The sequence below is a fragment of the Roseivivax sediminis genome, assembly GCF_900112685.1.
Taxonomy (GTDB): Bacteria; Pseudomonadota; Alphaproteobacteria; order Rhodobacterales; family Rhodobacteraceae; genus Roseivivax; species Roseivivax sediminis.
This window is the reverse complement of sequence record NZ_FOMS01000001.1, coordinates 35,744-62,433: the sequence shown is the minus strand read 5'-3', so window position 1 is coordinate 62,433 and position 26,690 is coordinate 35,744. Positions and strand designations below refer to the sequence as shown.

At 63.9% G+C, this 26,690-nt stretch carries 19 protein-coding genes and 1 tRNA gene; 9 read left to right on the top strand and 11 right to left on the bottom strand.

Annotated elements, in window-relative coordinates; translation table 11 throughout:
* Positions 1-265 precede the first annotated feature (265 nt).
* Together F3H57_RS00315 and gltX are read right to left on the bottom strand one after the other, a co-directional pair.
* Positions 266-1,567: a citrate synthase gene (locus F3H57_RS00315; RefSeq protein ID WP_149753851.1), complete on the bottom strand. Its 1,302-nt coding sequence runs from the start codon at positions 1,565-1,567 to the stop codon at positions 266-268.
* A gap of 105 nt (positions 1,568-1,672) precedes the next feature.
* Complete coding sequence (gltX, locus tag F3H57_RS00310; protein ID WP_149753849.1) at positions 1,673-3,082, bottom strand: glutamate--tRNA ligase; 1,410 nt, start codon at positions 3,080-3,082, stop codon at positions 1,673-1,675.
* 79 nt (positions 3,083-3,161) lie between these two features.
* On the opposite strand from gltX, the gene F3H57_RS00305 reads away from it, so the two are divergent.
* The gene (locus F3H57_RS00305) at positions 3,162-5,267 is read left to right on the top strand and encodes a ComEC/Rec2 family competence protein (protein WP_149753847.1); all 2,106 of its coding nucleotides are present in this window, start codon (positions 3,162-3,164) and stop codon (positions 5,265-5,267) included.
* Here the strand turns inward: F3H57_RS00305 and lexA are convergent.
* Positions 5,261-5,956, bottom strand: a complete 696-nt coding sequence (gene lexA, locus F3H57_RS00300; RefSeq protein WP_149753846.1) for a transcriptional repressor LexA — start codon at positions 5,954-5,956, stop codon at positions 5,261-5,263. The genes F3H57_RS00305 and lexA overlap by 7 nt on opposite strands.
* A gap of 150 nt (positions 5,957-6,106) precedes the next feature.
* Here lexA and F3H57_RS00295 point away from each other — a divergent pair, with 150 nt between their 5' ends.
* The 7 genes from F3H57_RS00295 (at position 6,107) to F3H57_RS00265 (ending at position 14,170) form a co-directional block, all read left to right on the top strand.
* The gene (locus tag F3H57_RS00295) at positions 6,107-7,525 is read left to right on the top strand and encodes a cryptochrome/photolyase family protein (protein ID WP_149753844.1); all 1,419 of its coding nucleotides are present in this window, start codon (positions 6,107-6,109) and stop codon (positions 7,523-7,525) included.
* 137 nt (positions 7,526-7,662) lie between these two features.
* On the top strand, positions 7,663-8,871 hold the full coding sequence (locus F3H57_RS00290) for an SAM-dependent methyltransferase (RefSeq protein WP_149753842.1): 1,209 nt from the start codon (positions 7,663-7,665) through the stop codon (positions 8,869-8,871).
* Between the two features lie 10 nt (positions 8,872-8,881).
* Positions 8,882-9,322: a TrgA family protein gene (locus tag F3H57_RS00285; protein ID WP_149753840.1), complete on the top strand. Its 441-nt coding sequence runs from the start codon at positions 8,882-8,884 to the stop codon at positions 9,320-9,322.
* A 7-nt stretch (positions 9,323-9,329) separates the two neighbouring features.
* Positions 9,330-10,442 carry a gamma-glutamylcyclotransferase gene (locus tag F3H57_RS00280; protein WP_149753839.1) on the top strand — a complete coding sequence of 371 codons (1,113 nt, stop codon included), beginning with the start codon at positions 9,330-9,332 and terminating at the stop codon, positions 10,440-10,442.
* A gap of 54 nt (positions 10,443-10,496) precedes the next feature.
* Positions 10,497-11,525 (top strand): cysteine synthase A, encoded by a 1,029-nt coding sequence (locus F3H57_RS00275; RefSeq protein ID WP_149753837.1) that lies wholly within the window; start codon positions 10,497-10,499, stop codon positions 11,523-11,525.
* Between the two features lie 9 nt (positions 11,526-11,534).
* Positions 11,535-13,931 carry a DUF3772 domain-containing protein gene (locus F3H57_RS00270; protein WP_149753835.1) on the top strand — a complete coding sequence of 799 codons (2,397 nt, stop codon included), beginning with the start codon at positions 11,535-11,537 and terminating at the stop codon, positions 13,929-13,931.
* 149 nt (positions 13,932-14,080) lie between these two features.
* Positions 14,081-14,170 (top strand) — tRNA-Ser (locus F3H57_RS00265).
* 299 nt (positions 14,171-14,469) lie between these two features.
* Here F3H57_RS00265 and F3H57_RS00260 read toward each other — a convergent pair.
* Positions 14,470-14,967 carry a very short patch repair endonuclease gene (locus F3H57_RS00260; RefSeq protein ID WP_149754396.1) on the bottom strand — a complete coding sequence of 166 codons (498 nt, stop codon included), beginning with the start codon at positions 14,965-14,967 and terminating at the stop codon, positions 14,470-14,472.
* Positions 14,968-15,034: 67 nt separating this feature from the next.
* On the opposite strand from F3H57_RS00260, the gene F3H57_RS00255 reads away from it, so the two are divergent.
* On the top strand, positions 15,035-16,534 hold the full coding sequence (locus F3H57_RS00255; RefSeq protein ID WP_149753833.1) for a DNA cytosine methyltransferase: 1,500 nt from the start codon (positions 15,035-15,037) through the stop codon (positions 16,532-16,534).
* On the opposite strand, the gene F3H57_RS00250 is transcribed toward F3H57_RS00255, so the two are convergent.
* From F3H57_RS00250 to F3H57_RS00220, 7 genes are all read right to left on the bottom strand, one after another.
* Positions 16,535-18,637 carry an AIPR family protein gene (locus tag F3H57_RS00250; RefSeq protein WP_149753831.1) on the bottom strand — a complete coding sequence of 701 codons (2,103 nt, stop codon included), beginning with the start codon at positions 18,635-18,637 and terminating at the stop codon, positions 16,535-16,537.
* Positions 18,638-18,649: 12 nt separating this feature from the next.
* Positions 18,650-19,624 carry a PD-(D/E)XK motif protein gene (locus F3H57_RS00245; RefSeq protein ID WP_149753830.1) on the bottom strand — a complete coding sequence of 325 codons (975 nt, stop codon included), beginning with the start codon at positions 19,622-19,624 and terminating at the stop codon, positions 18,650-18,652.
* Positions 19,617-22,379 carry a Z1 domain-containing protein gene (locus F3H57_RS00240; RefSeq protein WP_149753828.1) on the bottom strand — a complete coding sequence of 921 codons (2,763 nt, stop codon included), beginning with the start codon at positions 22,377-22,379 and terminating at the stop codon, positions 19,617-19,619. The genes F3H57_RS00245 and F3H57_RS00240 overlap by 8 nt, the downstream gene beginning before the upstream one ends.
* Positions 22,376-23,857, bottom strand: coding sequence for an ATP-binding protein (locus F3H57_RS00235; RefSeq protein WP_223162881.1), 1,482 nt, complete (start codon positions 23,855-23,857; stop codon positions 22,376-22,378). The genes F3H57_RS00240 and F3H57_RS00235 overlap by 4 nt, the downstream gene beginning before the upstream one ends.
* Positions 23,858-23,936: 79 nt before the next feature.
* Positions 23,937-24,797 carry a WYL domain-containing protein gene (locus tag F3H57_RS00230; protein WP_149753824.1) on the bottom strand — a complete coding sequence of 287 codons (861 nt, stop codon included), beginning with the start codon at positions 24,795-24,797 and terminating at the stop codon, positions 23,937-23,939.
* A gap of 186 nt (positions 24,798-24,983) precedes the next feature.
* Positions 24,984-25,370: a hypothetical protein gene (locus F3H57_RS00225; RefSeq protein WP_149753822.1), complete on the bottom strand. Its 387-nt coding sequence runs from the start codon at positions 25,368-25,370 to the stop codon at positions 24,984-24,986.
* The gene (locus tag F3H57_RS00220) at positions 25,367-26,677 is read right to left on the bottom strand and encodes a recombinase family protein (protein WP_149753821.1); all 1,311 of its coding nucleotides are present in this window, start codon (positions 26,675-26,677) and stop codon (positions 25,367-25,369) included. The genes F3H57_RS00225 and F3H57_RS00220 overlap by 4 nt, the downstream gene beginning before the upstream one ends.
* Positions 26,678-26,690: the final 13 nt, after the last annotated feature.

The window sequence follows — 26,690 nt, the reverse complement described above, 5'->3', positions numbered from 1 at the left end:
TATGGGGTTAGAGCGCTGATAGGGGCGATTTTGTCCTGCATTCCGGGCGATCCCATGAGTGAAAATTGTCACCTTCAGGGCGGGTCAAAGTCGAATCGATAGCCGTATGCGGGGCTTTGCCAGTGTCCAACCTGCGCGGACAGCATCAATTCCATTGCTGGCCAATTGCGTGGGGATCGGCGTGATTTTCAGGAATTGTTTCCGAGACGGAATGGAAAAGGGCCCGCAGAATGGCGGGCCCTATCGTTCCTGACGGCCGGAATTGTCAGCGGTTCTCGATATCCACGTAGTCGCGCAGCGTATGACCGAGATAGAGTTGGCGCGGCCGGCCGATCTTGTTCTGCGGATCCCCCAGCATCTCTTTCCACTGGGAGATCCAGCCGACGGTGCGGCCGATGGCGAAGATGGGCGTGAACATCGACAGCGGGAAGCCCATCGCTTCCAGGATGATGCCGGAGTAGAAGTCCACGTTCGGGAACAGCTTTTTCTCGACGAAGTAATCGTCCTCCAGCGCCTGTTTCTCGAGCTCCTTGGCGACCTGCAGAGTGGGGTTGTTCTCCACCCCCATCAGCTCCAGCACCTCGTCGGCGGACTGCTTCATCACCCGCGCGCGCGGGTCGACGTTCTTGTAGACGCGGTGGCCGAAGCCCATCAGGCGGAACGGGTCGTTCTTGTCCTTCGCGCGGGCGAGGTATTCAGGGATCTGGTCGGGTGTTCCGATCTCGCGCAGCATCTGCAGGCAGGCCTGGTTGGCGCCGCCATGCGCCGGCCCCCAGAGGCAGGCGATCCCGGCAGCGATACAGGCGAACGGGTTGGCCCCCGAGGACGAGGCGAGCCGCACGGTGGAGGTCGACGCGTTCTGCTCGTGGTCGGCATGCAGGGTGAAGATCCGGTCCATCGCGCGGGCGAGGATCGGATCGGGCACGTATTCCTCTGCCGGGACGGCAAAGCACATGTGCAGGAAGTTCGCCGCGTAATCGAGATCGTTCCGCGGATACACGAAGGGCTGGCCGATGGAGTACTTGTAGGCCATCGCAGCGATCGTCGGCATCTTCGCGATCAGCCGGTGGCTGGCGATCTCGCGCTCGCGCGGGTCGTGGATATTGGTGCTGTCGTGGTAGAACGCCGACATCGCGCCGACAACGCCCACCATCGTCGCCATCGGATGCGCATCCCGCCGGAAGCCCCGGAAGAAGTTGTGCATCTGTTCGTGGATCATCGTGTGGCGGGTGATCGTGCTCTCGAAGGTCTCGAGCTGCTCGGCCGTTGGCAATTCGCCGTAGAGCAGCAGGAAGCAGACCTCGAGGTAGTGCGACTTCGACGCCAGCTGGTCGATCGGGTAGCCGCGGTGCAGAAGCTCGCCCTTGTCGCCGTCGATGAACGTGATGGTCGAGTCGCAGGACGCCGTGGAGGTGTAGCCCGGATCGTAGGTGAACACGCCGGCCGTGCCGTAGAGCTTGCGGATGTCGATGACTTCCGGCCCGGCCGTGGGAGAGTACATCGGCAGGTCGAACGACTTGCCGTCGAAGCTCAGAGTCGCGGTCTTCGAGGTCGAGGAATCGGCCATTTTCGTGGTCCCTTTCGTCTCTGGTGAGACGGCAGGGGCCATCGTCCCGCGCCGTCCGTCCTGTCAAATCACCAAGCGGTTAAGAGATGCTGACCGAAAGGCGGATCAGCTCTCTCCGCTCGCCGCCCGGGCGAGCCGGGCGAGGCTTTCGTCGCGGCCCAGCACGAGCATCATGTCGAACACGCTCGGGCAAACCGTGCGGCCTGCGAGGGCGGCGCGCAAGGGGCCGGCGAGCTTTCCGAACTTGACCCCGTTGGCCTCGGCCACAGCGTTCGCGGCCGCCTCCAGATCGTTGCGCGACCAGCTAGCATTTTGCAGCTGCGGCGTCAATTCTGACAGTATACCACGGGATACATCGTCCAGGGCCTTCGCCGCCTTCTCGTCCGGCTCGATCGGCGGTTCAGCTAGAACGAAATGAGCCTTGTCAAGGAGTTCCGGCAAGGTCTTGGCCCGGTCCTTGAGGCAGTACATGGCGCGCGACAGCCCGTCCCGCTGCGTATCGGTCAGCGGCAGGCGGCCCGCGGCGGCCAGGAAGGCCTCGATTTCATTCAGCAGCGCGGCATCGTCCATCATCGCGATGTGCTGGCCCGAGATATTGTCGAGCTTCTTGAAGTCGAGGCGCGCCGGAGAACGCCCGATGCCGGACAGGTCGAACCATTCGATCGCCTGCACATCCGAGAAGACTTCGTCGTCGCCGTGGCTCCAGCCGAGCCGCGCGAGGTAGTTGCGCATCCCCGCCGACGGGTAGCCCATCACCTGGTATTCCTCGAGCCCGACCGCGCCGTGGCGCTTCGACAGCTTCTTGCCGTCGGGGCCGTGAATCAGCGGGATATGGGCGTAGACCGGCACCGGCCATCCGAGCGCGTGATAGATCTGCATCTGCCGCGCGGCGTTGTTGAGGTGATCGTCGCCGCGGATGACGTGGGTGACGCCCATGTCGTGATCGTCGACCACCACGGCCAGCATGTAGACCGGCGTTCCGTCCGAGCGCAGCAGCACCATGTCGTCGAGCTGGTCGTTGCCGATGGTCACGTCGCCTTGCACTGCGTCGGCGATCACCGTCGTACCCTCCTGCGGGGCGCGCAGGCGGATCGCGTAGGGCGCGTCCGGGTGCGTTGCGGGATCGGCGTCGCGCCAGGGCGAGCGGAAGAGGGTGGAGCGGCCGGCGGCGCGCGCCTCCTCGCGGAATGCCTCGATCTCGTCCTGGGTGGAGAAGCACTTGTAGGCATCGCCGGCGTCCAGCATCTGCCGCGCGACCTCTGCGTGGCGCTCCGCGCCCGCAGCCTGGGAGACGACGTCGCCGTCGTGGTCGAGGCCGAGCCAGGCGAGCCCCTTGAGGATCGCGTCGGTCGCCGCCTGCGTGGAGCGGGCGCGGTCGGTGTCCTCGATCCGCAGCAGGAATTTTCCGCCGCGTCCGCGCGCGAAGAGCCAGTTGAACAGCGCCGTCCGTGCGCCGCCGATATGCAGAAATCCCGTCGGCGAGGGGGCGAAACGGGTGACGACGTCCTGGGACATGGGCGCGCGTTAACCTTTTTCTAACGTCGGTCTGGAAAGTTGGACGCAACCCTTAGCGATGGGGGCGGCGAAGGACAAGATGGACAGCCTGGGTCGGGTCCTCGGCGGTTTCGGGCGACAGCTCGGGCTCGAAAAACAAGAGGGACACCTGTTCCCCTGGGCACCGGTCTGCCTCGCGGTCGGTATCGGGCTCTACTTCGGGCTGAGGGCCGAACCTGCCGTCTGGGTGCTGGCACTCTGTGGCGCAGGCGCCGCCGCGGGGCTCTGGTCGGCACGTCGGGAAGGGCCTGGGCCGCGGGCCATTCGCGTCGCCGTCGCGTTGGGGCTGGCCGGGGTGGCGCTCGCCGGCGCGCGGGCGCATCTCGTGGCCGAACCGGTCCTGGGCTTTCGCTACTACGGGCCGGTGGAGGGGCGTGTCGTGGGGATCGACCGCTCCGCCTCCGACGCGGTGCGGCTGACGCTCGACCGGGTGCGGCTGGATGACGTCGCGTCCTCGCGGACGCCGCACCGCGTGCGCATCTCGCTGCATGGAGAGCAGCGCTGGATCGAGCCTTCGCCGGGCATGGTGGTCATCCTCACGGGACACCTCGCCGGCCCCTCCGGTCCGGCAGAGCCGGGCGGCTTCGACTTCCGCCGGCACGCCTGGTTCCAGCGGCTGGGCGCGGTGGGCTACACTCGCACGCCGGTCCTGGTGCTGGAACCGGACGCGGGCGGCGTGCCGGTCTTTGCCGCGCGCCAGGCGCTTTCAGCGCGGGTTCGCGCGGCCCTGCCGGGTGAGACGGGGGCCTTTGCAGCCGCGATCCTCACCGGCGACCGCAGTGCCATCGGGGCCGGGACGCGGGACGCGCTGCGCGAGACGAACCTTGCGCATCTGCTGGCGATTTCGGGCCTGCACATGGGGCTCTTGGCCGGCGTCGTCTTCGGGGGTCTGCGGATGCTCTTTCTGCTGCCGCGCCGCATCGCGCTGACCTGGCCAGTCAAGAAGATCGCGGCCGTTGGCGCGCTGGCCGCGGCGGCCGGCTACCTTGCGCTGTCCGGTGGCAACGTCGCGACCGAGCGGGCATTCGTCATGGCGGCGGTCGCGCTCGGCGCGGTGCTGTGCGACCGGCGGGCGCTGACGCTGCGTTCGGTGGCAATCGCGGCGCTGATCGTGCTGATCACGACGCCAGAAGCGCTGACCGGCCCTGGCTTCCAGATGTCCTTCGCCGCGACCACCGCGCTCGTCGCCGCCTTCGGTGTGCTGCGCGAGGCGAGGGTTTCGGACCACGTGCCGCGCTGGCTGCGGCCGGTGCTGGCGGTGGTCGTCTCATCTGCGGTGGCCGGCGCGGCGACGGCGCCGGTGGCGATGGCGCATTTCAACCAGGTGTCGCATTATGGTCTGCTGGCCAATCTGCTGGCGGTGCCGCTGATGGGCACCTTGGTCATGCCGGCCGGTGTCGCGGCGATGGCGCTGATGCCGCTGGGCCTCGACGGGCTGGGCTTTGCCGTCATGGGTTGGGGCCTTGGCGCCATCCTGACCATCGCGCACGGGGTGGCGGCGTTGCCCGGCGCGGTCGGGCAGGTACCGCAGCCGCCCGGCCCGGTGTTGCCGCTGATCGCGGCGGGCGCGCTTTTCGTCGTGCTCTGGCAGGGCAGGGTGCGCGCACTCGGCCTGGCGCCGGTGGCTCTGGCGCTCGGCCTCTGGGTCGGGGCGGAGCGGCCGGCGCTGCTGGTCTCCGACACCGGAAAGCTTGTCGGCACGATGACCGATGAGGGGCGTGCGCTCAGCCGCCAGCGCGGGGAAGGCTTCGTCGCCGGGATCTGGTTGGAGAACGACGGCGACGGCGCGGGGCAGGAACAGGCGGCGGCGCGTTGGCCGGAAACGGGCACCCCTTGGGTGGAGGTGCAACTGGCCGGTCGACGCATTGCACATCTGCGGGGCAAACGTGCGGCCGCGGCCTTTCCCGGCTGTGATGGCGAGGACTTGGTCGTCCTCGATACCGAGCCGTCGGCAGGCTGGCGCTGCGAGATCGCGTCGCCGGCGCTGTTGCGGCAGACTGGGGCGCTGGCCTATTACCATGACAAGTACGGCGGCCTTCGCCGGGTCAGCGTGCGCGACGTGAGCGGCATTCGCCTCTGGAACGGGGCGCGCCCCGCGCTCTGGCCCTGGCCGGTCCCGAGGCGCCTTGCCGCGCGGGCTCAGTAGGTGCGGATAAGCCCGACGAGCCGGCCCTGCACCTTGACGGCGCCGTGCGGCAGGACGCGCGCCTCGTAGGCGGGGTTCGCCGCCTCCAGCACGATCGTCTCGCCCTTGCGGCGGAAGCGCTTGAGCGTCGCCTCGTAGCCTTCGACCTGCGCGACCACGATATCGCCATCGTCGGCGTCGGATGTCTCGCGGATCACCACGACGTCGCCGTCGTTGATCCCCGCGTCGATCATGGAGTCGCCCTTGACCTCCAGCGCGTAGTGCTTGCCGCGACCCGACAGCATCTGCCCAGGCACCGCGATCCCCGGCGGATTGTCGTCGATCGCCTCGATCGGGCGGCCGGCGGCGATGCGGCCGAGCACCGGAAGTTCGCTCGCGTTCAGTGCCTCCACCGGCTGGGCATTGGCCGGTCGCGCATCCGGGCGCCCGCCGTCGACCACGCGGGGGCTGAAGCCCGAGGGCTCCCCCCCGAGGCTCTCGGGCAGCTTCACGATCTCGATCGCGCGGGCACGGTGGGCGAGGCGGCGGATGAAGCCGCGTTCTTCCAGCGCCGTGATCAGGCGGTGGATGCCGGATTTCGACCGCAGATCCAGCGCCTCCTTCATCTCGTCGAAGGACGGGGGCACGCCGTCGCGCGCCACGCGCCGGTTGATGAAGTCGAGCAGGTCGAGTTGTTTCTTCGTCAGCATGCGGACCGCCCTTTTGGAACATTGCCGTGTTCATGTTCTATGGGTGTTCACGGTTTGTGTCAACCGCTTGTGGATAATCCGAATCGGGCGGGGCGGCTTGCCGGCACCGCGCGGGCGCTAGCTATCGGCGCAACCGATGAAGGAGCGCCCATGCCCGAGACCCCGACGATCCTGTGGTTCCGCCGTGATCTGCGGCTGTCGGACCATCCCGCCTGGGACGCGGCCTTGCGGCGCGGCGGCCCGGTGATCCCTGTGTTCTTGCGTGACGAAGGGGTGAAGATGCTCCGCACCGCGCCGGCATGGCGGCTGGGCCTCGGGGCCGGCGCGCTGGCCGAGACGCTGGAGGCGAAGGGCAGCCGATTGATCCTGCGCTCCGGCCCTGCCCGCGAGGCGCTCGAGGCGTTGATCGAAGAGACCGGCGCCGGCGCGGTCTACTGGATGCGCGCCTACGATCCGGTGAGCGTGGAGCGCGACCGCGGGGTCAAGGAAGCGTTGAAGGCGCGCGGGCTCGACGCGCAGAGCTTCGCCGGACACCTGATGTTCGAACCCTGGAGCGTGGAGACCAAGACCGGCGGGTTCTACAAGGTTTTCACGCCGTTCTGGCGCGCGGTGAAGGATCGCGAGGTCGACACGCCGCTTGGCACGCCGGGGGACCTTGCGCCGCCGGGAAGGTGGCCTGAAAGCGAGGCGCTGGAGGACTGGGCCCTCGGCGCCGGCATGCGGCGCGGCGCAGAGGTCGTGCGCCCCTACGTGACGCTGGGCGAGAGCGCGGCACAAAGCCGACTCGGCGCGTTCATGGCCTCCAAGGTGGAGGAGTACGGCGACGCGCGCGACATCCCCTCCGTCGACGGTACCTCGAACCTGTCGGAGAACCTCAGCCTCGGGGAGATCACACCGCGGCAATGCTGGCACGCGGGCCTGCGCGCGCTGGACGAGGGTAAGGCGGGGGCGCAGACCTTCCTGCAGGAACTCGTCTGGCGCGAGTTCGGCTATCACCTGATGTGGCACACGCCGCGACTTCTCTATGACAACTGGCGGGAGGAATGGGATGCGTTTCCCTGGAACGAGGACCGCCGCCGCAAGGAGGTGATCGCCTGGACGCGCGGGCGCACCGGCATCCCCTTCGTCGACGCCGCGATGCGCGAGATGTACGTCACCGGGCGGATGCACAATCGCGGCCGGATGATCGTCGCGTCCTATCTCTGCAAGCACCTGATGTGTCACTGGAAGATCGGCATGGAATGGTTCGAGGATCACCTGATCGACTGGGACCCGGCGTCCAATTCGCTGGGCTGGCAATGGTCGGCCGGTTCCGGTCCCGATGCGACGCCGTATTTCCGGGTCTTCAACCCCGAGACGCAACTGGACCGGTTCGACAAGGATCGCACCTATGTGAACCGCTGGATCGCGGAGGGGCAGGACAGCCCGCCGCAAGAGGCGCGGAGCTACTTCCACGCGATCCCGGAACGCTGGGCGATGGCGCCTGACGATGCCTATCCCGACCCGATCGTGGACGCGCGGGAGGGCCGCAAGCGTGCCCTCGAGGCTTATGAGAATCGCGACTTCTGAGATTGCGCGCGGCGTGACCCGATGGCGCAGGGTCGGCCCGGTGCGCTTGCCGAATTTCGTGTGGCCTCTATAGCGTTAACGAAACCGAAGGCCGGGCAGCCGCGTGGCTTACGGACAGAACGGGAGTAGACCGGGACATGATCCTGACCGATACCGCCGGCGCGGCGAACCTGCCGCGCTATTTCGCGCAGGTCTTTGCCGCCGCGAACAAGATGAACCGCGGGCGCGTCGATTTCGTGCTCGACGACGGACGCGTCTTCCGGGCCGAGGGCCGTGATCCCGGCCCCGTGGCAGAGCTGCACATCCACAACCCTGATCTCTTTGCGCGGCTGATCCGCGAGGGATATCTGGGGTTCTCGGACGCCTATCTCGACGGCTGGTGGTCGACGCCGGATCTTCTGGCCTTCATGGACCTCATGCACGCCGACAACGACGAGCTTTACGACGGCTTCGCCGGCATGGGGCTGGTGCGCGCGTTCGAACGCGTGCGCTTCTGGCTGCAATCGAATTCCCGGCGGCAGGCGCGGCGCAACATCGCGCACCACTACGACCTCGGGAACGATTTCTACGCGCTCTGGCTCGACGACACGATGACCTATTCCTCGGCGCTCTTCGAGACCGGCCAGGAGAGCCTGGAGAAGGCGCAGGAGGCCAAGTACGCCTCCATGGTCGACCAGATGGGCGCGAAGGCGGGCGATCATGTGCTTGAGATCGGCTGCGGCTGGGGCGGCTTTGCCGAATACGCCGCGAAGGCGCGGGGGCTGAGGGTCACCGGCCTGACGATCAGCCGCGAACAGTTCGATTATGCCCGCGCCCGCATCGCCCGTGAGGGGCTGGAGGGGCAGGTCGACGTCAAGCTGATGGATTACCGCGACGAGCGGGGCACCTACGACGCCGTCGCCTCCATCGAGATGTTCGAGGCGGTGGGGGAGCGGTACTGGCCCACCTATTTCGAGGCGCTGCGCGCGCGGCTTAAACCCGGCGCAAGCGCGACGCTGCAGGTCATCACGGTGCAGCACAAGCGGTGGGAGATCTACCGGCGCAGCGTCGACTTCATCCAGAAGTACATCTTCCCGGGCGGCATGCTGCCGTCGCCCGTCGTGCTGCGCGAAGAGATCTCGCGCGCCGGCCTCGAGGTCGCGCGATCGGTGGAATTCGGACAGAGCTACAGCCAGACGCTGCGTCGCTGGCACGACACATTCAACGACAAATGGGAAGAGGTCGCGCAACTGGGCTTTGACGAACGCTTCCGCAGGATGTGGAACTTCTACCTGACGTCCTGCGCCGCGACCTTCGCGAGCGGCAATTGCGACGTCACCCAGATCACCGTGACAAGGCCGAGCTAGACCGCAGCCGATGCCCACCGCCGCCAAATTCCTTGCCGGTCTGATGCTGGCCGTATTGGGTTGGTATGCCTCCGAACTGGTCAAGGGCCTGATGCCGGAGCGCGGGGCCTTCGGGAATTTCACCCTTTGGAACACCGCGATCTGCTTTCTCGTCGGCTGGATCACCATCGGCACGCGGGCAGGGCGGGGCGCGAGCGCGGCGATATCGAACGGCGTGACCGGCGTGGTCGCGGCGCTCTTCTGGTGCCTGGCGGTGCATTCGGCCAACATGATGGTCGATCGCGCCTTCGACCGGCGCTACGACTCCATGCTGGAGGCAGTTGCCGCTGTCTTCGAGCTGATCGTGGAGAATGCCGCCTTGCTGGTGGACGCCAATTTCATCCTGACCCTGGTAGCGGGCGCCGTCATCGTCGGGTACCTGACCGAGGTCGTCTCCCGCCACTGGAGGTAATTCCCGCGTGACCGACCTGTTCGTTTTCGGGACGCTGCGGCATGTCCCGCTTCTGACCTGCGTGCTGGGCCGCGCGCCCGGGGCGGCGGAGCCCGCGGTGCTGCCGGGCCACCGGGCGCTGGCGGTAAAGGGAGAGGACTTTCCGGTGCTCGCCCCCGATCCGGAGGCGGAGGCGCCGGGCCTCCTGCTGCGCGGTCTGTCGGCGGCGGAGCTTGAGCGGATGGATCATTACGAGGGCAGCTACGGCTACGCGCTGGCGCCGGTCCGCGTAGAGGCCGTCGAGGGCCTCGTTCCGGCGCAGGTCTATGTCCCGCAGGCCGACCTGCCGGAGGCGACCGGGCCATGGGACTTCGAGGCATGGCGCGCGCGCTGGGGCGAAATCGCGATCCTTGCCGCAGAGGAAGCGATGGACAATCTCGCCGCCGGACAGCCGGGCGCGCCGCGCTTTGCACGCATGTCGCGCGCCTGGGCCCGGCTGAACGGGCGGGAGGGCGCGCCGCAGACCCTGCGCTCGGCGCTCACACGCGCCGATGTCGGACCGATCAACTGGAAACCCGGTTTCGACGGCTTCTTCCGCCTGCGCCGCTTCACGCTGTCGCACAAGACCTTTGCCGGGGGCCGCAGCCCCGAGGTGTCGCGCGAAGGCTTCGCCGCCTTCGACGCGGCGCTGGTCCTGCCATACGATCCCGCGACCGACCGGGTGCTGCTGATCGAGCAGCTTCGCTATGGCCCGCTTTTGCGCGATGATCCGACGCCGTGGATGCTGGAGCCGGTGGCGGGCCTTGTCGATGCGGGCGAGGACCCGGCCGACACCGCCCGGCGGGAGGCGGCCGAGGAAGCCCGGCTCACGCTCAAGGGGCTGGAGCCGATGCTGCGCTTCTACGCCTCGCCGGGCTACACGAGCGAATATTTCCACTGTTTTCTGGGCCTTGCGGACCTCTCGGCGCATGACGGCACACTCGCCGGGCTCGACGCGGAGAACGAGGATATCCGCAGCCACGTCATCCCCTTCGACCGGGCGATGGCGCTGATCGAAAGCGGCGAGATCAACGTCGGTCCGCTGATCACGATGCTGCTCTGGCTGGCGGGCAACCGCGACCGGCTGCGCGCGGCGGCTTGAGGAATCCGGGGGGCCGTCCTACACCCGTCTGAGAGAGCTTTACCGGAGGCCCAAATGCGCATCGCGACCGATCTTGCCGACGCCGTCGGCCACACGCCCCTGATCCGGCTGCGCCGCGCGTCCGAGCTGACCGGCTGCGAGATCTACGGCAAGGCGGAATTCATGAATCCCGGCCAGTCCGTGAAGGACCGTGCCGCGCTCTACATCATCCGCGACGCGATGGAGAAGGGGCTGCTGGAGCCCGGCGGCACCATCGTCGAGGGCACGGCGGGCAATACCGGCATCGGACTCGCGCTTGTCGGCGCGTCGATGGGGTTCAAGACCGTCATCGTCATCCCCGAGACGCAGAGCCAGGAAAAGAAGGACATGATCCGGCTCGCCGGGGCGGAACTCGTCCAAGTGCCGGCGGCGCCCTACAAGAACCCCAACAACTACGTGCGCTATTCCGGGCGGCTGGCCGAGGAGCTGGCCAAGTCCGAACCGCACGGCGCGATCTGGGCCAACCAGTTCGACAACGTCGCCAACCGCCGCGCCCACGTGGAGACGACGGGCCCCGAGATCTGGGAGCAGACCGGCGGCAAGGTCGACGCGTTCATCTGCGCGGCCGGGTCGGGCGGCACCGTCGCTGGCGTCGCCGAGGCGCTGCAGCCCAAGGGCGTGAAGGTCGGCCTTGCCGACCCCGAGGGCGCGGGGCTCTTCAAGCTCTATACCGGGGAGGAGAACCCCGGCGACTCGATCACCGAGGGCATCGGGCAGGGGCGCATCACCGGCAACCTCGAAGGCTACACGCCCGATTTCGTCTGCCGCATCGCCGATTCCGAGGCGCTGCCAATCGTCTACGAGCTGCTTCAGGAAGAGGGGCTGGTGATGGGCGGGTCGACCGGCGTCAACGTCGCCGGCGCGATCCGCATGGCGCAACAGATGGGGCCGGGGCACACCATCGTCACGGTGCTCTGCGACTTCGGCAACCGTTACCAGTCCAAACTCTTCAACCCCGATTTCCTGCGCCAGAAGGGGCTGCCGCTGCCGCCCTGGCTCGACAAGGCGCCGGCGTCGATCCCCGGCGTCTTCGAGGACGTGTAGGCCGGTTCCATGCGCGCGCTGCGCACCTTCCTCGCTGCGTTCGCATTGTGGGCGGTGGCCTGCGCGAGTCTCGCGCAGGAGAGCTACGATTACGGCCCGTTCGAGGAAGCCGCTCGGAGCGCGGAAGAGGCGCTCGCCGAAGAGGACGCCGCCGACGCCACGCTCGAGACGCTGCGCGGGCGGCTGGCGGAGTTCCGCGCCGATTTCGCGACGCTGCGCGACACGGAGACCGCCCGGACCGAGACGCTGCGCGCCCAGATCAACGCGCTCGGCCGGCCGCCCGAACAGGGCGGCGAGGAATCCGAGATCGCCGAGAGGCGCGCCCAGCTCGAGGCGCAGCTCGCCGAGGCGCGCGCGCCCGTCGTGGCGGCCGAGGAGGCGTTCACCCGCGCCGACGGCCTGATCCGCGAGATCGACCAGACCATCCGCGAAAGGCAGGCCGAGCGGCTCCTGTCGCGCGGGCCGCCGCCTGTTAACCCGGTGCACTGGCCTGCGGCGTTCGAGGAACTTCTTGGCTCGCTCAGGCTCACCCTGACGCTGCCGGAGAACGGCTGGATCACCCCCGAGGAGCGCGACCAGCTACTCGAGACGATGCCGGCGGTGATCGGCCTGGCGTCGCTGGGCCTTCTACTGTTCCTGCGCGGCGCCCGCTGGGCGGAACTTGCGGTGGCGTGGCTGCGCAAGCGCACCCGCCGGGGCTCCGGCGTCTGGCGCTTCCTGCTGTCCCTGGGCGAGATCTTCCTGCCGCTCCTGGGCATCGTCGCCATCGTCGCCGCGGCCGAGACCACGGGTCTTCTGGCAGAACGCACGCTGCAGCTGCTCTACGCGATCCCGGCGTCGCTGGCGGTATTCTTCTACGTGCGGTGGCTGGCGCAGCAGACGTTCTCGTCGGAGGAGGACACGGCGACCCTGCCGATCCGGCACCGCCGCATGGCGCGCTATTACTTCTTCGGGATCGCCATCCTGCTGGTGCTGCGCCGAATCGCACTGTCGCTGGCCGAACTTGACGATTACGCGCCCGAGACAGTCGCGATCGTCGATTTCCCATTGGTCGTCCTGTCGGGGATCCTGCTCTTCCGCCTAGGCCAGATCTTCACCCGCGCGGACCCGGCAGAGGCCGACGACGGCACCCCGCAGCCGGACGGGATTCTCTTCCGAATCCGCATCGCGCGGGTGCTCGGCCGGCTTATGGTGGCGATCGGGATCGCTGCGCCGGTGCTGGCGGCCGCCGGCTACGCCAACCTCTCCGAAGCGCTGATCTACCCGATGATCCGCACGCTGATCCTGTTCGGCACGATCCTCGTCGTCCTGCGTTTTGTCAGCGATCTCTACACGCTCTTCACCAACAAGAGCGTCCAGGAGACCAACAGCCTGATCCCCGTGGTCGCCGGTTTCGCGATGGCGCTGCTGGCGCTGCCGATCGTCGCGCTGATCTGGGGCGCGCGCGTCACCGACCTGACCGAGCTCTGGGCCGCCTTCACCGCCGGGTTCACCCTCGGCGATACGCGCATCTCGCCCTCGAACATCCTGACCTTCCTGATGGTCTTCGTCATCGGCTTCGGCCTGACGCGGCTTCTGCAGGGCGGCCTGCGCAGCGCCGTCCTGCCGAAGACGAAGATCGACCTCGGCGGGCGCAACGCGATCGTCTCGGGCATCGGCTACATGGGCATCCTGCTCGCCGCGCTCGCCGCCTTCGCGGTGGCCGGCATCAACCTGTCGTCCCTGGCCATCGTCGCCGGTGCGCTGTCCGTCGGCATCGGTTTCGGCCTGCAGAACATCGTGCAGAACTTCGTTTCGGGCATCATCCTCCTGATCGAGCGGCCGATCGGCGAGGGCGACTGGATCGAGGTCAACGGCACCCATGGTTTCGTCAAGGCGATCTCGGTCCGCTCCACCCGGATCGAGACCTTCGACATGTTCGACGTGATCGTGCCGAACGGCGATTTCATCTCGGGCACGGTAACGAACTACACCCGCGGCAAGACAATCGGCCGGCTGATCGTGCCGATCTCGGTCGCCTACGGCACCGACACGCGGCAGGTGGAGCGCATCCTGACCTCCATCGCCCGCGCGCACCCGCAGGTCCTGATGAACCCCGAGCCGTTCATTTATTTTGTCGGTTACGAGAATTCGGCGCTGAACTTCGAGATCCGGGTGTTCCTGGTCGACATCCTCGAGATCCTCGTGGTCCGAACGGAGATGAACCACCAGATCGCCGAGCGCTTCGCCGAGGCGGGGATCGAGATCCCGTTCCCGCAGCGCGACATATGGCTGCGCAATCCCGAGACCCTGGTGGGAGAGGGCGAAAGCGCCCATCGCTCCTTCGCGGGGGAGGGGCAGGGCGTCCGAGAACCGCAGGCCGGCCGCCGGCGCCGCGCCGGATCCTACGGCGACGTCGACGGCTGAGCCTAGGTCCGTCGCAGCGGGGCGAATTTGCGACCGTCGGCCGGTCACTGTCCCAGGCAGAAGGCGGCACCGGCCCGATCTTCACCACCTTCCGAAAGCTGGGAAAACCCGCTTGCATCTCGCCTCGGGCTTCCGGTAGACGAACCGGTGGAGAGGTGGCCGAGTGGTCGAAGGCGCACGCCTGGAAAGTGTGTAGGCGGGAAACCGTCTCGAGGGTTCGAATCCCTTCCTCTCCGCCACTTGCCCCGGCGAAAGCGTTCTCCCGATCCGGCTGCGGCCGGATTTTTCCGTTGTTTTCGAGGGTTATGCGGGTGGGGCTGAACACTGGCTCCGGCGCTGAGATGCCCGAAAGCGGTCTCTCAGGGCCCGTATTCTCCAGACCTCATGACTGCGCAGATTTGGTGAATAGGTTGCAAGCCTTGGAAATAAAATGGCTTTTCGGAGCTCCCGGCTAAACACTTGGACGCCAGTGGCGTGCGCAAGAAGACACTCAGATCGAACTTTCAACAGGCGCATTATACCCTGAGGGCTGAACCAATCAGTTGGACGAGCTGACATCTTCGCCTTCTTCTGTAGGTGGCGAGACCTCGCGTTCGCCGAGCTCGAGCGTCTCCGTTTCGGAGAACAACCAAGTTGAAAGCTGGTCGGTAGCTGCCGCGATCTGTTCCGGTTTTCGAAGGGCACACTCCCAGATCGTCGCTACGCGCCAGCCCGCCGCAAGCAGCGCGCCCCGAACGGCGCTGTCCCGCGCAACGTTCGCGTCGAACTTTGCCTGCCAGAACGCTACGCGCGTCGCGGGCGTGGTAGCGTAGCGGCACCCCTCATGCCGATGCCAGAAACACCCGTGCACAAAGATGACCGCGAGGTGCTTCGGGAGGACGAGGTCAGGCCTGCCGTTGACGTTCTTTGAGTGAAGCCGGTAGCGGAACCCGCGTGCGTGCAGAGCCCGCCGAAGCGCCAGCTCAGGCTTCGTGTTCTTTCCCTTGATCCCTGCCATCATGCGGGATCGGGTCTGTCGATCCACAATATCTGTCACTTGCATCCTGGTCTTCGTCCCTGAACCTAGTATACACCGACGGACTGAAGATCGTCAGGAGCCTGATTTGCCTTCCACTTTCGGCATCGTTGATCTGTTCGCTGGTCCTGGTGGACTCGGCGAAGGGTTCGCTACGGCAGGTCGCGAGGGTGACGGCGACATGGAAATCCGCCTGTCCGTCGAACGGCAGCCCATTGAGGTCCGGACTCTCAGGTTGCGCGCTTTCCTGCGCCGCTTTGAAAACGGGTTTCCCAAAGCCTACCATGATGCCCAGAACGCCGGTTCTCCGATGCCGGATTGGTCTGATCTCCATCCCGTCGAGTGGAAAGCAGCAGAGGCCGAAGCGTGGCAGCTCGAACTGGGTGCCGCGGAAAGCTTCGAACTGATTTCGGAAACCCTCGACCGGACGCGTGAGGGATTCAACGGGAATACGATCCTTATCGGTGGGCCACCCTGCCAAGCCTATTCTCTCGCCGGACGGTCGCGAAACCGAGGCAAGCAGGATTACGTACCGGAAAAGGATGAGCGGCATTATCTCTACCGAGAGTACGTTCGCATACTCGACCGCCTGCGCCCGGCGGCCTTCGTAATGGAAAACGTGAAGGGCATGATCTCCAGCCGGGTTGACGGCGGCGGCATCTTCCAGCGCGTCCTCGAGGACCTCGCCGGTGCCGGTGATGGCTATCACCTTCTACCTCTCGCGCAACCCTGCGGCCCTGAGCCCTTCAAGGGCACGGATTTTCTTGTCCGTGCCGAAGACCACGGCATCCCCCAAGCGCGCCATCGTGTTTTCGTGGTCGGCCTGCGGCGCGACATCACTCCGCCCACTGATGGAAGGTCGCTGCTCCGGCGCTCTGAGACAGCGGTCTCTGTACTTGACGCGATCGGGGACTTGCCGAGCCTCAGAAGCGGCCTGAGCCGGGGCGATGATGTTGCGGCGTGGCGCGATGCGGTGCTGCGTCAGGCCAGCGCAATCCTCAGGTCGCGAAAGGTGCCGCAGTCGGTTCGTGACCGCCTGGGCAACTTGCTGACCGATGGGCTCGCGCGCGATGAACTGCGATGCGATCACAGGCGAAAGGGCAATGGGCCCAGCGTAGAACCGGAGCTGGCTGATTGGTTGGTCGACGACAGACTTGACCGTCTCCTGCATCATGAGACCCGGGGGCATATACCGGAAGACTTGGGGCGCTATCTCTACGCGGCATCATATGCCGAGGTGATGAGGGCATCCCCGAAGCTCTCGAGTTTTCCCGAATTCCTTCAGCCCGACCATCGGAATCGCGCATCAGGCGACTTCGCGGATCGATTCCGCGTCCAGCTCGGCCATCGCCCATCCAGCACCGTTACCAGCCATATTTCCAAGGATGGACATTACTTCATTCACCCTGATCCGCGACAAGTCCGTTCTCTGACGGTACGCGAAGCGGCGCGGCTGCAGACCTTCCCAGACAACTACTTATTCTGCGGCCCGCGCACGGCCCAGTATCATCAGGTCGGCAATGCAGTCCCACCGTTCCTAGCGCTTCAGATTGCACGCGTGATCCGTGGCCTTCTGATGGGCAACTGATTATTCCCCGGCAGCAGCAACACTGGCATCGAAACCGTCCGCTTCCAATTTTTCGAGAACTTCGATAGCGATTAAGCATTGTTTTTCGGATGGAAGCCGATCGGGAATCCGAGTGCATGTCTCCAGTATCCCGGCCTCCTTAGGCGTCACCAGCCTACGATCCTTGCCCCATTCGAGCGCACCTTTCCAAAATCCCGCGCCGAGGCTTACCACGGTTGATTGAGCCTCGATTCCGGACGTGACCGCCTTATTCTTCCTCTCTTCGTCAACAGCAGCGGTGGCCTCGGCAGATGTGAGCAGATAGTCCCGCAAGTCGAATGGGTAATCGAGTTCCCGGTGTTGCAGTTGCGCCCAGCAGGCCTGTTTCTTCGCCCATTCACTCATGTTACGGACGCCTTCGGGCGGGTTAGTGATGACATGGTGGGCTTCCGCGGCTGCGAGGAGAAGGGCTGCCTCCACCGGCTCTGGCACGGATTGCTGCCGCCAGATCCGGTCTAGGTCGACAAGCCTCTCCCGGCAATCCATATCGTAGGCCAGCTTGGCCATGGAATAGGTGACGATGTTTGCCCTGTAACCACCTTCATACCAAGGCTGCTGTGGCACCACTTTCTCAAGACGGCGGAAGATGATCGCCTTTGCGATCATTCGCTTGAACCATGTCTCGTCAAATTGTGCGTCGGATTTCTTCCACTCCTTGGCAACCTCCCTCTGGAAGGCCACGAAGTTTTTCTGCGCCCCTTGGCTGACCAGATGTGGAAGCCCCGCCCACGAATTCTCAAACTTGGCAAGGTCCGTCTTGGTAAAGTACTGCGAGCGGGGATATTCGAGATCGAATTTCTTGCGCTCCGACTCGGTACGACGCCCGCGTTCATCCGGATATTGCCCGCGCGCCCGTTCGTAGAACCACTTGGTCTCTTGGTAGGCGCTTTCGCCCTTGGGGGCGAGAATGCGTCGGGAAAACTCCTGCAATCGCATCTGAAATGGATGATTGGATGCGAGGTCGGCGTCGTTCACCTTGTTCTGGCTGTTTGCGTAGAGCGATATGTTTGGGATCACCTCTTCGGCCGTCTCTGGTGGGACGACATTGAGCTTCATCTGGACATAAACCTCATCCAGGCGCGCTTTGGGGCGTTTGGGACGCTGCCTGCGAGACGCGTGAATGGAGGCAGTGGTCTGCCCGCCATTCACTATCTGAAGATTGTCGGCGGAGACGACGACTGGCCCACTCTCAGTCTGCCTGATTTGCACACTATCTGCAGTGGCCGTTATGCCGTTATTGTAGGCGAAGAACATCTCGGGCTGGTCTTCGAGCGTATCGCGGATGCCCCGGTTCACCTTGCCACGCGCCTGGAGGAAGCTGCGCACATTCGCTTCCAAGAGTCGGGTTCCCCATTTCTCGTAGATTTCGCCCAGTTGGCTTCCGCGGATGACGGCAATATAGCTTTCAAGAGCCGCATCGCCCATCGATGCTCGTAGGACTGGTATCGCGCCGCCGAAATCCTTCTCGAAATCGATCAGAAGGTCTTCCCGCGTTTGCCCCGAACGTACGTACTTCTCGATCCTTGCGAGATCCCACACAGTATAGGTTACGGGCTTCTCACCGATCGAACCTGCGGGCAGGCCATCGGCCTTGGCACGCTTTTCTGCATTGGTTACGACGATCAATTTGATCTTTGAGATGCTCGACCAAGTTGTCGCGATAAGATCAGCAAGCATGAAGCCTGGGCTTGTCTCCTCGAGCTGCTCACGAAACTCGTCGTCCCGGGCATGCCGCAGGAAGCCGACGAGCCGGTTGAAGCGGGACTTCAGATCGTCCGCCCTGAATACCCGCACCTCTTCACTCGCGGAAAAGTCACAGAGGATCAGGCTAAGTATTCCCTGTGCTTCGCGTGGGTCGCCGCCATATCCGTGGATCTGTATCGCCGTCCCTCGCCGACCGGTCCCTTCGAAGTAGGCGTAGTCCGCACCATCCAGCTCACCGGCTTCGGTCAGAATGTCACCCATTTTCTCAAAGAATGCCTCTGTCGTATAGGTTCCACCTACATCCGCTTCACCTTGAATGTCGGCGATAAGCTCCCGGTGAAATTCATCCAATTCAGACATCGATCAGCCCCCCTACGTGTCGACCGAAGACTGCGTTTTCTTCAATTCGAGCAGGAGTGTCTCATCCTCGATTATAAAATCTGCGCATGCGTCCAGAGCCACGGAATACCTGACGTTCAGGACACCGGTCGCGACGGGTGCGGATATGCGCGGAAATCCGTCAACCACCCGGAATGCCGACCTTTGGCCGACCGTCCACCGCCGGTCGCTGTAGTCATGGTCCCAGTCGAAGCCTGTGGCCGCCAGAAGACGCTCCCATGCGCCATAGGCCGACATGGTCGCGTATCGGTAGATGTCTTCGACCACTTGAACATGATCCGTCAGTGTCATGCCCTCGGGCTTCACCGCAGCGTCGACATCGTGGACCAGCAGGAAGAGCTCCGACCCGGACACGTCGGCCAGCTGATCCTCCGATGAAATCTGCACTTGCGGTCGTGCCGCGCCTCTACGCGCCTTGACCTCGACGCACATTCCGTGAAGTTCGAAATCCTTCGCGCCTTCCTCGGGCCCGCGCCATGCCTCAATCGCCGCATCTGCACCAATCTGGGCGCACAACAGCTGAAGAAATTGTAGCTCGCCTATAAGACCCCTCTGTTCTTCGAGGCTAAAACGGTCTGATGACCCGCCCCTCAAGAGATGGTGCCAACGAAGTGTCCGTCTCACCGCTCGGTCAAGGGCTTCGTCGGCAGTCTTGCCCTGCTCGCCGGCCGAGACGATATCGAGGCAAAGGTTGGCGAACAGGTCCCTCTGCTCCGGATCGCGGAGTGCCACGATCAGAGCGTCCCGTGCCCCGAGTTTCCGATAGCCGATATCAAGGCTCCGGATCTTTGGTAGTGGCAGAACCCGCTCCGTCTTTTCTGGAAGAGCGAGGGCCAGCGCAACACTGTCGTTCTCCACAACGGCCCAGAAGAAGTCATGGCGACCTCGCTTGTCGACCCGACGCGCCTCGTCAAAAGCCAGACCACTCCAAGGGTTCGTTTCAGACATCTTCCATCTCCGCGTCCTCGTCGAGGTCTTCATCTCCAAAGAGTTCGCGCAGCATCGTGGTATTCATGACATACTCGACTTTGTCATCCGGGCGTGACGAGACTGGGAAGCTAATCCCGAATGCGACAACAGGCTCATTCGGAAGTAGACCAACGTATTTTCCGGGCGTCTCGACCTTTTCAGGCAGCCGCACTGAAATAAGGAAGAGTACAAGAAGCGGCTTCCTGCGCGCCCTCCTGTATATGTGGTCCGGAAAGTTTACGTCTCGGCTGCCCTCGAGATTGTGCGAAGCAGTGAATTCTGCCTCAGCGCGTGCTGCGTCCTCTGCAGCGACGCCGATCTTCTCGACCCCGCGAGATGCGACCCGCGCACGGCGCCCACTGATCGACAAAATACCGTCCTCGAGACGCTCGACCCCGATGCTGCGTTTGGCCGGACCAATGGGCCAACCGAGTAAATCGCTGGTTTCCTGTTTCTCGCTCACGCTGGCAATGAAGACGTCCCACTTGTCAAGTTCATCATGGGCACGTTGGCCAATGTAATCACGGAGTGGTGGAATCGTGGTTCCTACGCTTTCGCGAGCATTCCGGAATCGGATCAGGAATTCGTCGATGTGGGCGACCCCGACATCTTCTAACAGATAACCACCCTGGCACTTGGTCTTGCTTGGTTCATACCCCTCTTCGTGCAAGGCGATCAGAAAGTTCCGCGCAGCATTTCGGTTGCTCTCCAGAACTTCCTCGTCATTGTTTAGCTTGTGCGTCTCGACATAGCCGTTCGACAGACCGATCTTTACATGCTTCTCGCCGGATCCCAGCTTGTTTCGAGCGGTGACCAGAAGCGACGAGGGGTGACTGCGCACCGCAAGCCCGAACTGCAGGGGCGTTGCCCGGTCCCGCTGCATGCGCCGGAGCTCCTCGTGCAGTTCCTCGGTCGCTTCGGCGATGTGGGCATACCAGCCAATGGCCTGAGGCGGCATCCAAATGCGACAGAGCTTTTCGTATCCGCCGCGATAGCCGAACCATCGACCCATCTGCATGAGCGTGTCATACATCATGGAGTTTCGCAGGAAGTAGGAGACGGTGAGCCCCTCGAGGGTAAGGCCGCGCGACAGTGAGAAGCCACCGACGGCTATCACTGTCAATCCGCGATCGCCTGCTGCGGAATAATCGAGGTCGTTGACGCGGCTGTTGACCTCGACGACCTTGGCACCTCCGGTCGACTGGAGAAGTCTACTCTGGATCTCGTTCCAGTCTGGCCATTCGTCGTGGAATTCGTCGGCCCATGTCTTCCGCAATGCCGCGATCTCCGGATCAAGAAGGCCGCGCTCCCCAAGAGAGGCATTGATGCGGATGGAGTCCCGGATCGTGTCCAAAACTTCCTGGAGCCGGTTGCGAATGAGGCCCTGCATGCGGGTGAAACGGCTGGCATTCACGAGCATCGATGCGTGCTGATCTGCCTGGCCGCGCAAGTCGCGGATCGTACGCGCGACAAGGAATGTGCGGAGGGCTTCGATCATGCTCTCGGGTATGGCTACGAGTTCATCATCCTTCCCGTGCTTGATCGGTAGCACATCCTCGTTGTCAGTGATGTTGCGCAGATAATACGGCTCCTCGTCATCCGGCATGCCATCGAGGAATACCTTACGCGGTCCAAAGTAGTTGTTGGGTGCATCGAGTCCAATAATGAAGTCGCGCGGAAAGAGGTCTTCCTCCTCCATGGCCTCATCTTGTTCGGGATCGATGAAAATGTTCGCGAAAGGAGTTGCAGTGTAGCCGACATAGCAACTGCGTCGGAAGAGGCCCAGCAGTTCCCGGATTTGGCCATTAATCCTCGACACCTCACTCTTGCCGTATTTGACATTGATCGAAGCGTTGTCAGCCTCGTCATCGATCAGCAACATCGGCTGATCAACCATCTCGGATGAGTGGTTGGCGCTGTGCTCGCGCAGCCATTCAGTGAGGTTGCGCAGAGTGTGCGTGTTCTTCTTTATGACCAGCACCACCGGAACCGCATAGGAGGCGATCTGGCTCGTGTTGGAGGTCGCAGTGGACTTGTTGAAATCCCTGATCGTGTTGGTGAGGCTGACTGGCGTGAACCTGTCATCAAACTCGGCAACGCCAATCAACTTGGGCTTTTCGCGGGTTCCTACTTGGGCGAGCCGGCCGGTGTCGCGCCCGATGAAGCCCTCATCAATCCGCCCTTGGGTTTGGTTGCGCAGGTTATTGTGGATACCCGCGATTACGATGATCAAGCGGTATCCGGCGTCGGCCGCCTTGCAGACAAGACCAGTATAGTTGGCGGTCTTGCCGCTCTGGACGTGTCCGACGACCATGCCTTTGCGGTCCCAGGATCGATTGTCTCGCGGGTTTCCCAGACGACCGAGTATAGTATCCGTCACCTGGTCCGTCCCATAGATGACATCCTGCGGCAGCTTGTTCTTGAAAAGCAATTTCTTGTAGCGGGACCAGTAATACCAAGGGTCGGATCCACCCTCGATCTCGGCCCGTACATTCTCGAGCCAAGGTTCGAAATCATCGGCCGCCACCACAAGGGATCCCAATCCCATGCTAACGCCGATCCGTTCCTCGATCTCGCGGGCGAGCATCTCGGCATCGTCATCGGTGACATCCGGGAAGATCGGAGCCTGTCTCACAGAGGCGATCAGTTCGCGGATGCCCTCTGGTGTCCGTCTCGCGCTATCGGCAAGCCCGTGCGACACCATGTTGTCGAGCATGTCGAGCTGGTTGCTCATTCGTGTTCCTCCTGCTCGAGAAGTCTGGCGAGTACGGGTTCAACCCGCTCCCACTCTTTGCGAAACATTTCGGTACTCTTCAGCATCGAGCGCACACCGGCCTCGGAGATCCCCTGTTCGAGAAGATGCGGGACCATCGAATGCAAGGCTTGCTCAAGTGCATCAAGCTCGGCATCCGCAGCCTTGACCGTCTCGGCCTGTCCAAACAGGTCGGCATGCAACGAGTCCACGGGCAGGCCCGCACCGACAAGCGCGATGCAATTTCTGAAATCACGCCGGAGGTCTTCAGGAAGACGCTCCTCGAACTCGAGCAGCGTCGGGTGGTCGGAATTCGGCTGATAGACGATCGCCCCATCCTTGATCAGCCGTTGCCACATGGGCGCACGAGTTTCATCGGTCAGTTTCTGGCCGCGCTTGCGATATGTCCGCTTGGACGTCTGGACAAAGCGTTCGACGATCTTCTTGAGCCGCTCTTTCACGGCGGGTGGCAGCTGCGCGGAGGCCTTCTTGACGTCAATTTTCCAGTCGGCATCCATCGTGTTTGGGATATCGACACGAATCCTGCAGAGCTTGGTGAGCTCGGTCTGCCGCGCTAACCCGAGCCAACTGCCGCTTATGATAAGTCTATCGCCTCGATAGATATAAAACCCTTGCGACCTGAGATGACCCTCGGGTCCACCAAGTTCCTCCCACTCGTCCCGCTTCATCGCCTTGTGATGGGGAATGGTAAAGCTCTGGAAGTGAACTACACCATGCGCAAGCCGGAGTTCTTCAGGCTGATCAGGTTGCGTCTTTGGATGCTTTGAGGCGAAAGGATCTATCGGCTCCAGCACGCGATCATTGATTGAAATTGAAAGCCTGCCTTTGCCGGTACGCTCCATGAATCTGTGAAAGACGATTCTCAGATGTCTCTCTGCTCCCGCCAGCGCGCTATTGATGTACTGCGCTCGCTTTTGGGTATCGTGCCGATACCCGCCATCGACCCGATCAAGCTTTTCCCAAAGAACAAGAGTCCCGCTTTCGCGCAATAAACCCGCTTGAGGGATGCCCTCGTGATGGTCAATCAGCGAGATCTCCCAGCGATCCGTTGCGGCAACCTCATCAAGATCCCATCGGGCTCCGGCAATTCTTCCGTTTTTGCACGACAATACGGTTAGTCTGCGGCACTGAGAAAAGCTGGCGCTCTTCAAGCCCAAGCCGAATCTTCCAAGATCGGATGGTGCTCTTGTCTCGCGTGGATTCTTGCTACCGGGGCGGAGGGCCTCAATCAGCTCGGCCTGATCCATGCCGCAACCATTGTCGAGGATGGCAATCGAGGGGTCATCACCAATAGTATCTGCAAATATGCGAACAGACGATGCGCCAGCTGTTATTGAATTGTCAATGACATCAGCAAGTGCAGTGGGAAGGGAATACCCTATGTCCCTGAGGCTCTCAATCAGCGCCGAAGCGCGTGGTGTCGCGTCTGCAGTCGCCAAGTAATTATCCCTCAATGAAATCATGCTTCCCAAAATGGCACATTGTCTAATCGGCAGAATTGAATGAGCGGGGGAATAGTCATGAGCTGGAACGCAACGCATTTTCAGGGTTGAGAAGCACAATCTGCTGATCCTGCGGGCGGCGGGCGGCCGGGTCAGTATCGAGTCCAAGCCGTCTCAGCGTGTAATAGAGCAGCGCGCGCCGCACCCTGATCTTCGCTTTGCCACCCCGCATGCCGTAGTCGAGCGCGATGACCTTTGCCTGCGTTTCCGAGAGATCGGGGTGGGGCCCCACTTCCAGCGTGACTTCGGCGCGCCACTCGCGGTCGTCGTCGGCCGAGGCTTTGCTCTCGCGCGAACCGCGGATGTCGAGGATCCGGGAGAGCAGGAAGTCCTTGAAGCATTCGTCGGTCAGGCAGAACGCCCGCGTGTGCCAGCGGAAGCCGTCGAACGCGATCGCGTGAGGTGCGATCCAGCGCCAGCGCGGCTCCGGGCTGGACAGGGACTGGTACTTCACCTCGATCGCCTCGGATCGGCGAATTGCGCCGACGACCGAACGGAGCGTCACAGGATCGACGCCCCGTAAAGGCGTCGGTGCGGAGGCGTAGGGTGGCAGGTCAGGGATCCAGCAGTCCTCGCGCTCCAGCACGTCGTCGGCAACGAGGCGGAGCTGCGAGAGGTAGTGCGCGGCGTCTGGCGGGCGGAACTTGCAGTCGAAGTCGGACCCGCGGACATAGGTGCGCGCGCTCTTGTCGTAGACCATGTTGTCCGGCGCCAGCGCGATGTAGCGGTTCAGGTCCGAGGATGCCTGGTTCACCGAGACGCCGAACTGCTGCATCACATCGATGCGATTGACGTGCCCCTCCCAGAACAGGCGGAACTCGATGAACTCGAGGCGCTGCTCGATCCCCCAGCGTAATTCGTTCTTGTCCCTTTCCACGCTCAGCTCCCGCCCGGCCCTGCGCGCACGCGAACTGTGCGCGCCCAATTTCTGGGCTTTCTCGGATCGTAGCCGCGAGGGACATTGCGATCAATCGCGAAAAAGCGCACTCTGGCGAACATGACTCCGCGGAGTTTCCGCGGTTCTATATGGCCGCGTCAGCTACCGGCCCTGGCTCGATGCAGCTCACTGCCGCAAGACTGACAGTTGCTGGCCCCATTCTGAAGGCAACGGCTCCAGCACCTTTAGCAGCGTCACCTCCGGGCCCTGCCTTCCGTCCAGGATCGCCTCGACGATATCGGGCGAAAGCAGCGTCAGGCGCAGGACGCGAGTCATATAGGAGGGCGCGATCCCCTCACGCTCGGCCAGTTCGCCGATGGTAGCGAACTCTCCCAACTCCAGCATGCGCTTCCAACGGAACGCGCGGGCCAGCGCCTTGACGAGCGTGTTGTCGGTCCGCCGCGGTTGCGTCGCGCCGTCCGGCAGCTGCATCTCCTTCCGCCCACCGCGCGTCACTACGCGGAAGGGCACGTGCAGCGTCACGGTCTCCGGGATCAGAGCCCCGCGGGTCATGCGGCAGCCTCGATGCCACCGGCCAGAATCTCGCGGGCGAGGCTGCCGAGCCCGTCGACGCGGAGCCGGACGTTCAGCCCGTCCGAACTGATGTCGACTCGTTCAACCAGCAGCGCCACGATGCGCGCCTGCTCGGCGGGGAACAGTTCGTCCCACAGCGGGTCGAGCTGTTGCAGCGCCGCGCGGGCATCAGCCTCGGTGATGTCGTCGGCGTGGTCGCGCGCCGCCTTCCAAGTCCCCGCCACGATCTCCGGCTGGCGGAACACCGCCCGCAGCTGGTCGATCACGGCGGCCTCGATCTCGCCCGCAGACACGCGGCCGACCGGACACGAACCAGCACCATGCTTCAGCACGGTTTGACTGACATAGTAGCGGTAGAGCCGTTCGCCTTTGCGCGTGTGCGTCGGCGAGAATGCCGCGCTGTCCGGTCCGAACAGCAGTCCCTTCAGCAGCGCGGGCGTCTCGGCGCGGGTGCGCATCGCCCGCTTACGGGGGCTCTCCTGCAGGATGGCGTGGACACGGTCCCACGTCTCGCGGTCGATGATCGCGTCGTGTTCGCCGGGGTAGCTGTCGCCCTTGTGGACCGCCTCGCCGATATAGGCGCGGTTGTTGAGCATCCGGTACAGGTACTTCTTGTCGATCCGGTTGCCGCGCGGCGTGCGGATGCCGCGCTTCGCGACCTCGCGCGCCAGTTCGGTCCCCGAGCCGATCTCGAGGAAGCGGGCGAAGATCCAGCGGACGTGCTCGGCGCGCTCCTCGTCTATCACCAGCTTGCGGTTCTCGACGCGATAGCCGTAGGGCGGCACCCCTCCCATCCACATCCCCTTCTTTCGGCTGGCGGCGACCTTGTCGCGGATGCGCTCGGCGGTGACCTCCCGCTCGAACTGGGCGAACGAGAGCAGGATGTTCAGCGTCAGCCGCCCCATCGACGTGGTGGTGTTGAACGACTGCGTGACCGAGACGAACGTCACGCCGTTCCGGTCGAATACCTCGACCAGCTTGGCGAAATCCGCCAGCGAGCGGCTGAGGCGGTCGATCTTGTAGACCACGACCACGTCGACCAGCCCGTCCTCGATGTCCTCCAGCAGCCGCTGCAGGCCGGGCCGTTCCAGCGTGCCGCCCGAGAGGCCGCCGTCGTCGTACTGATCGCGGACGAGCACCCAGCCCTCGGAACGCTGACTGGCGATGAACGCCTCGCAGGCCTCACGCTGGGCGTGGAGCGAGTTGAACTCCTGCTCCAGCCCTTCCTCGGATGATTTGCGCGTGTAGATGGCGCAGCGCTGTTTGTGCACGATGGGCTTTGTCATGTCTGGCCCTCCG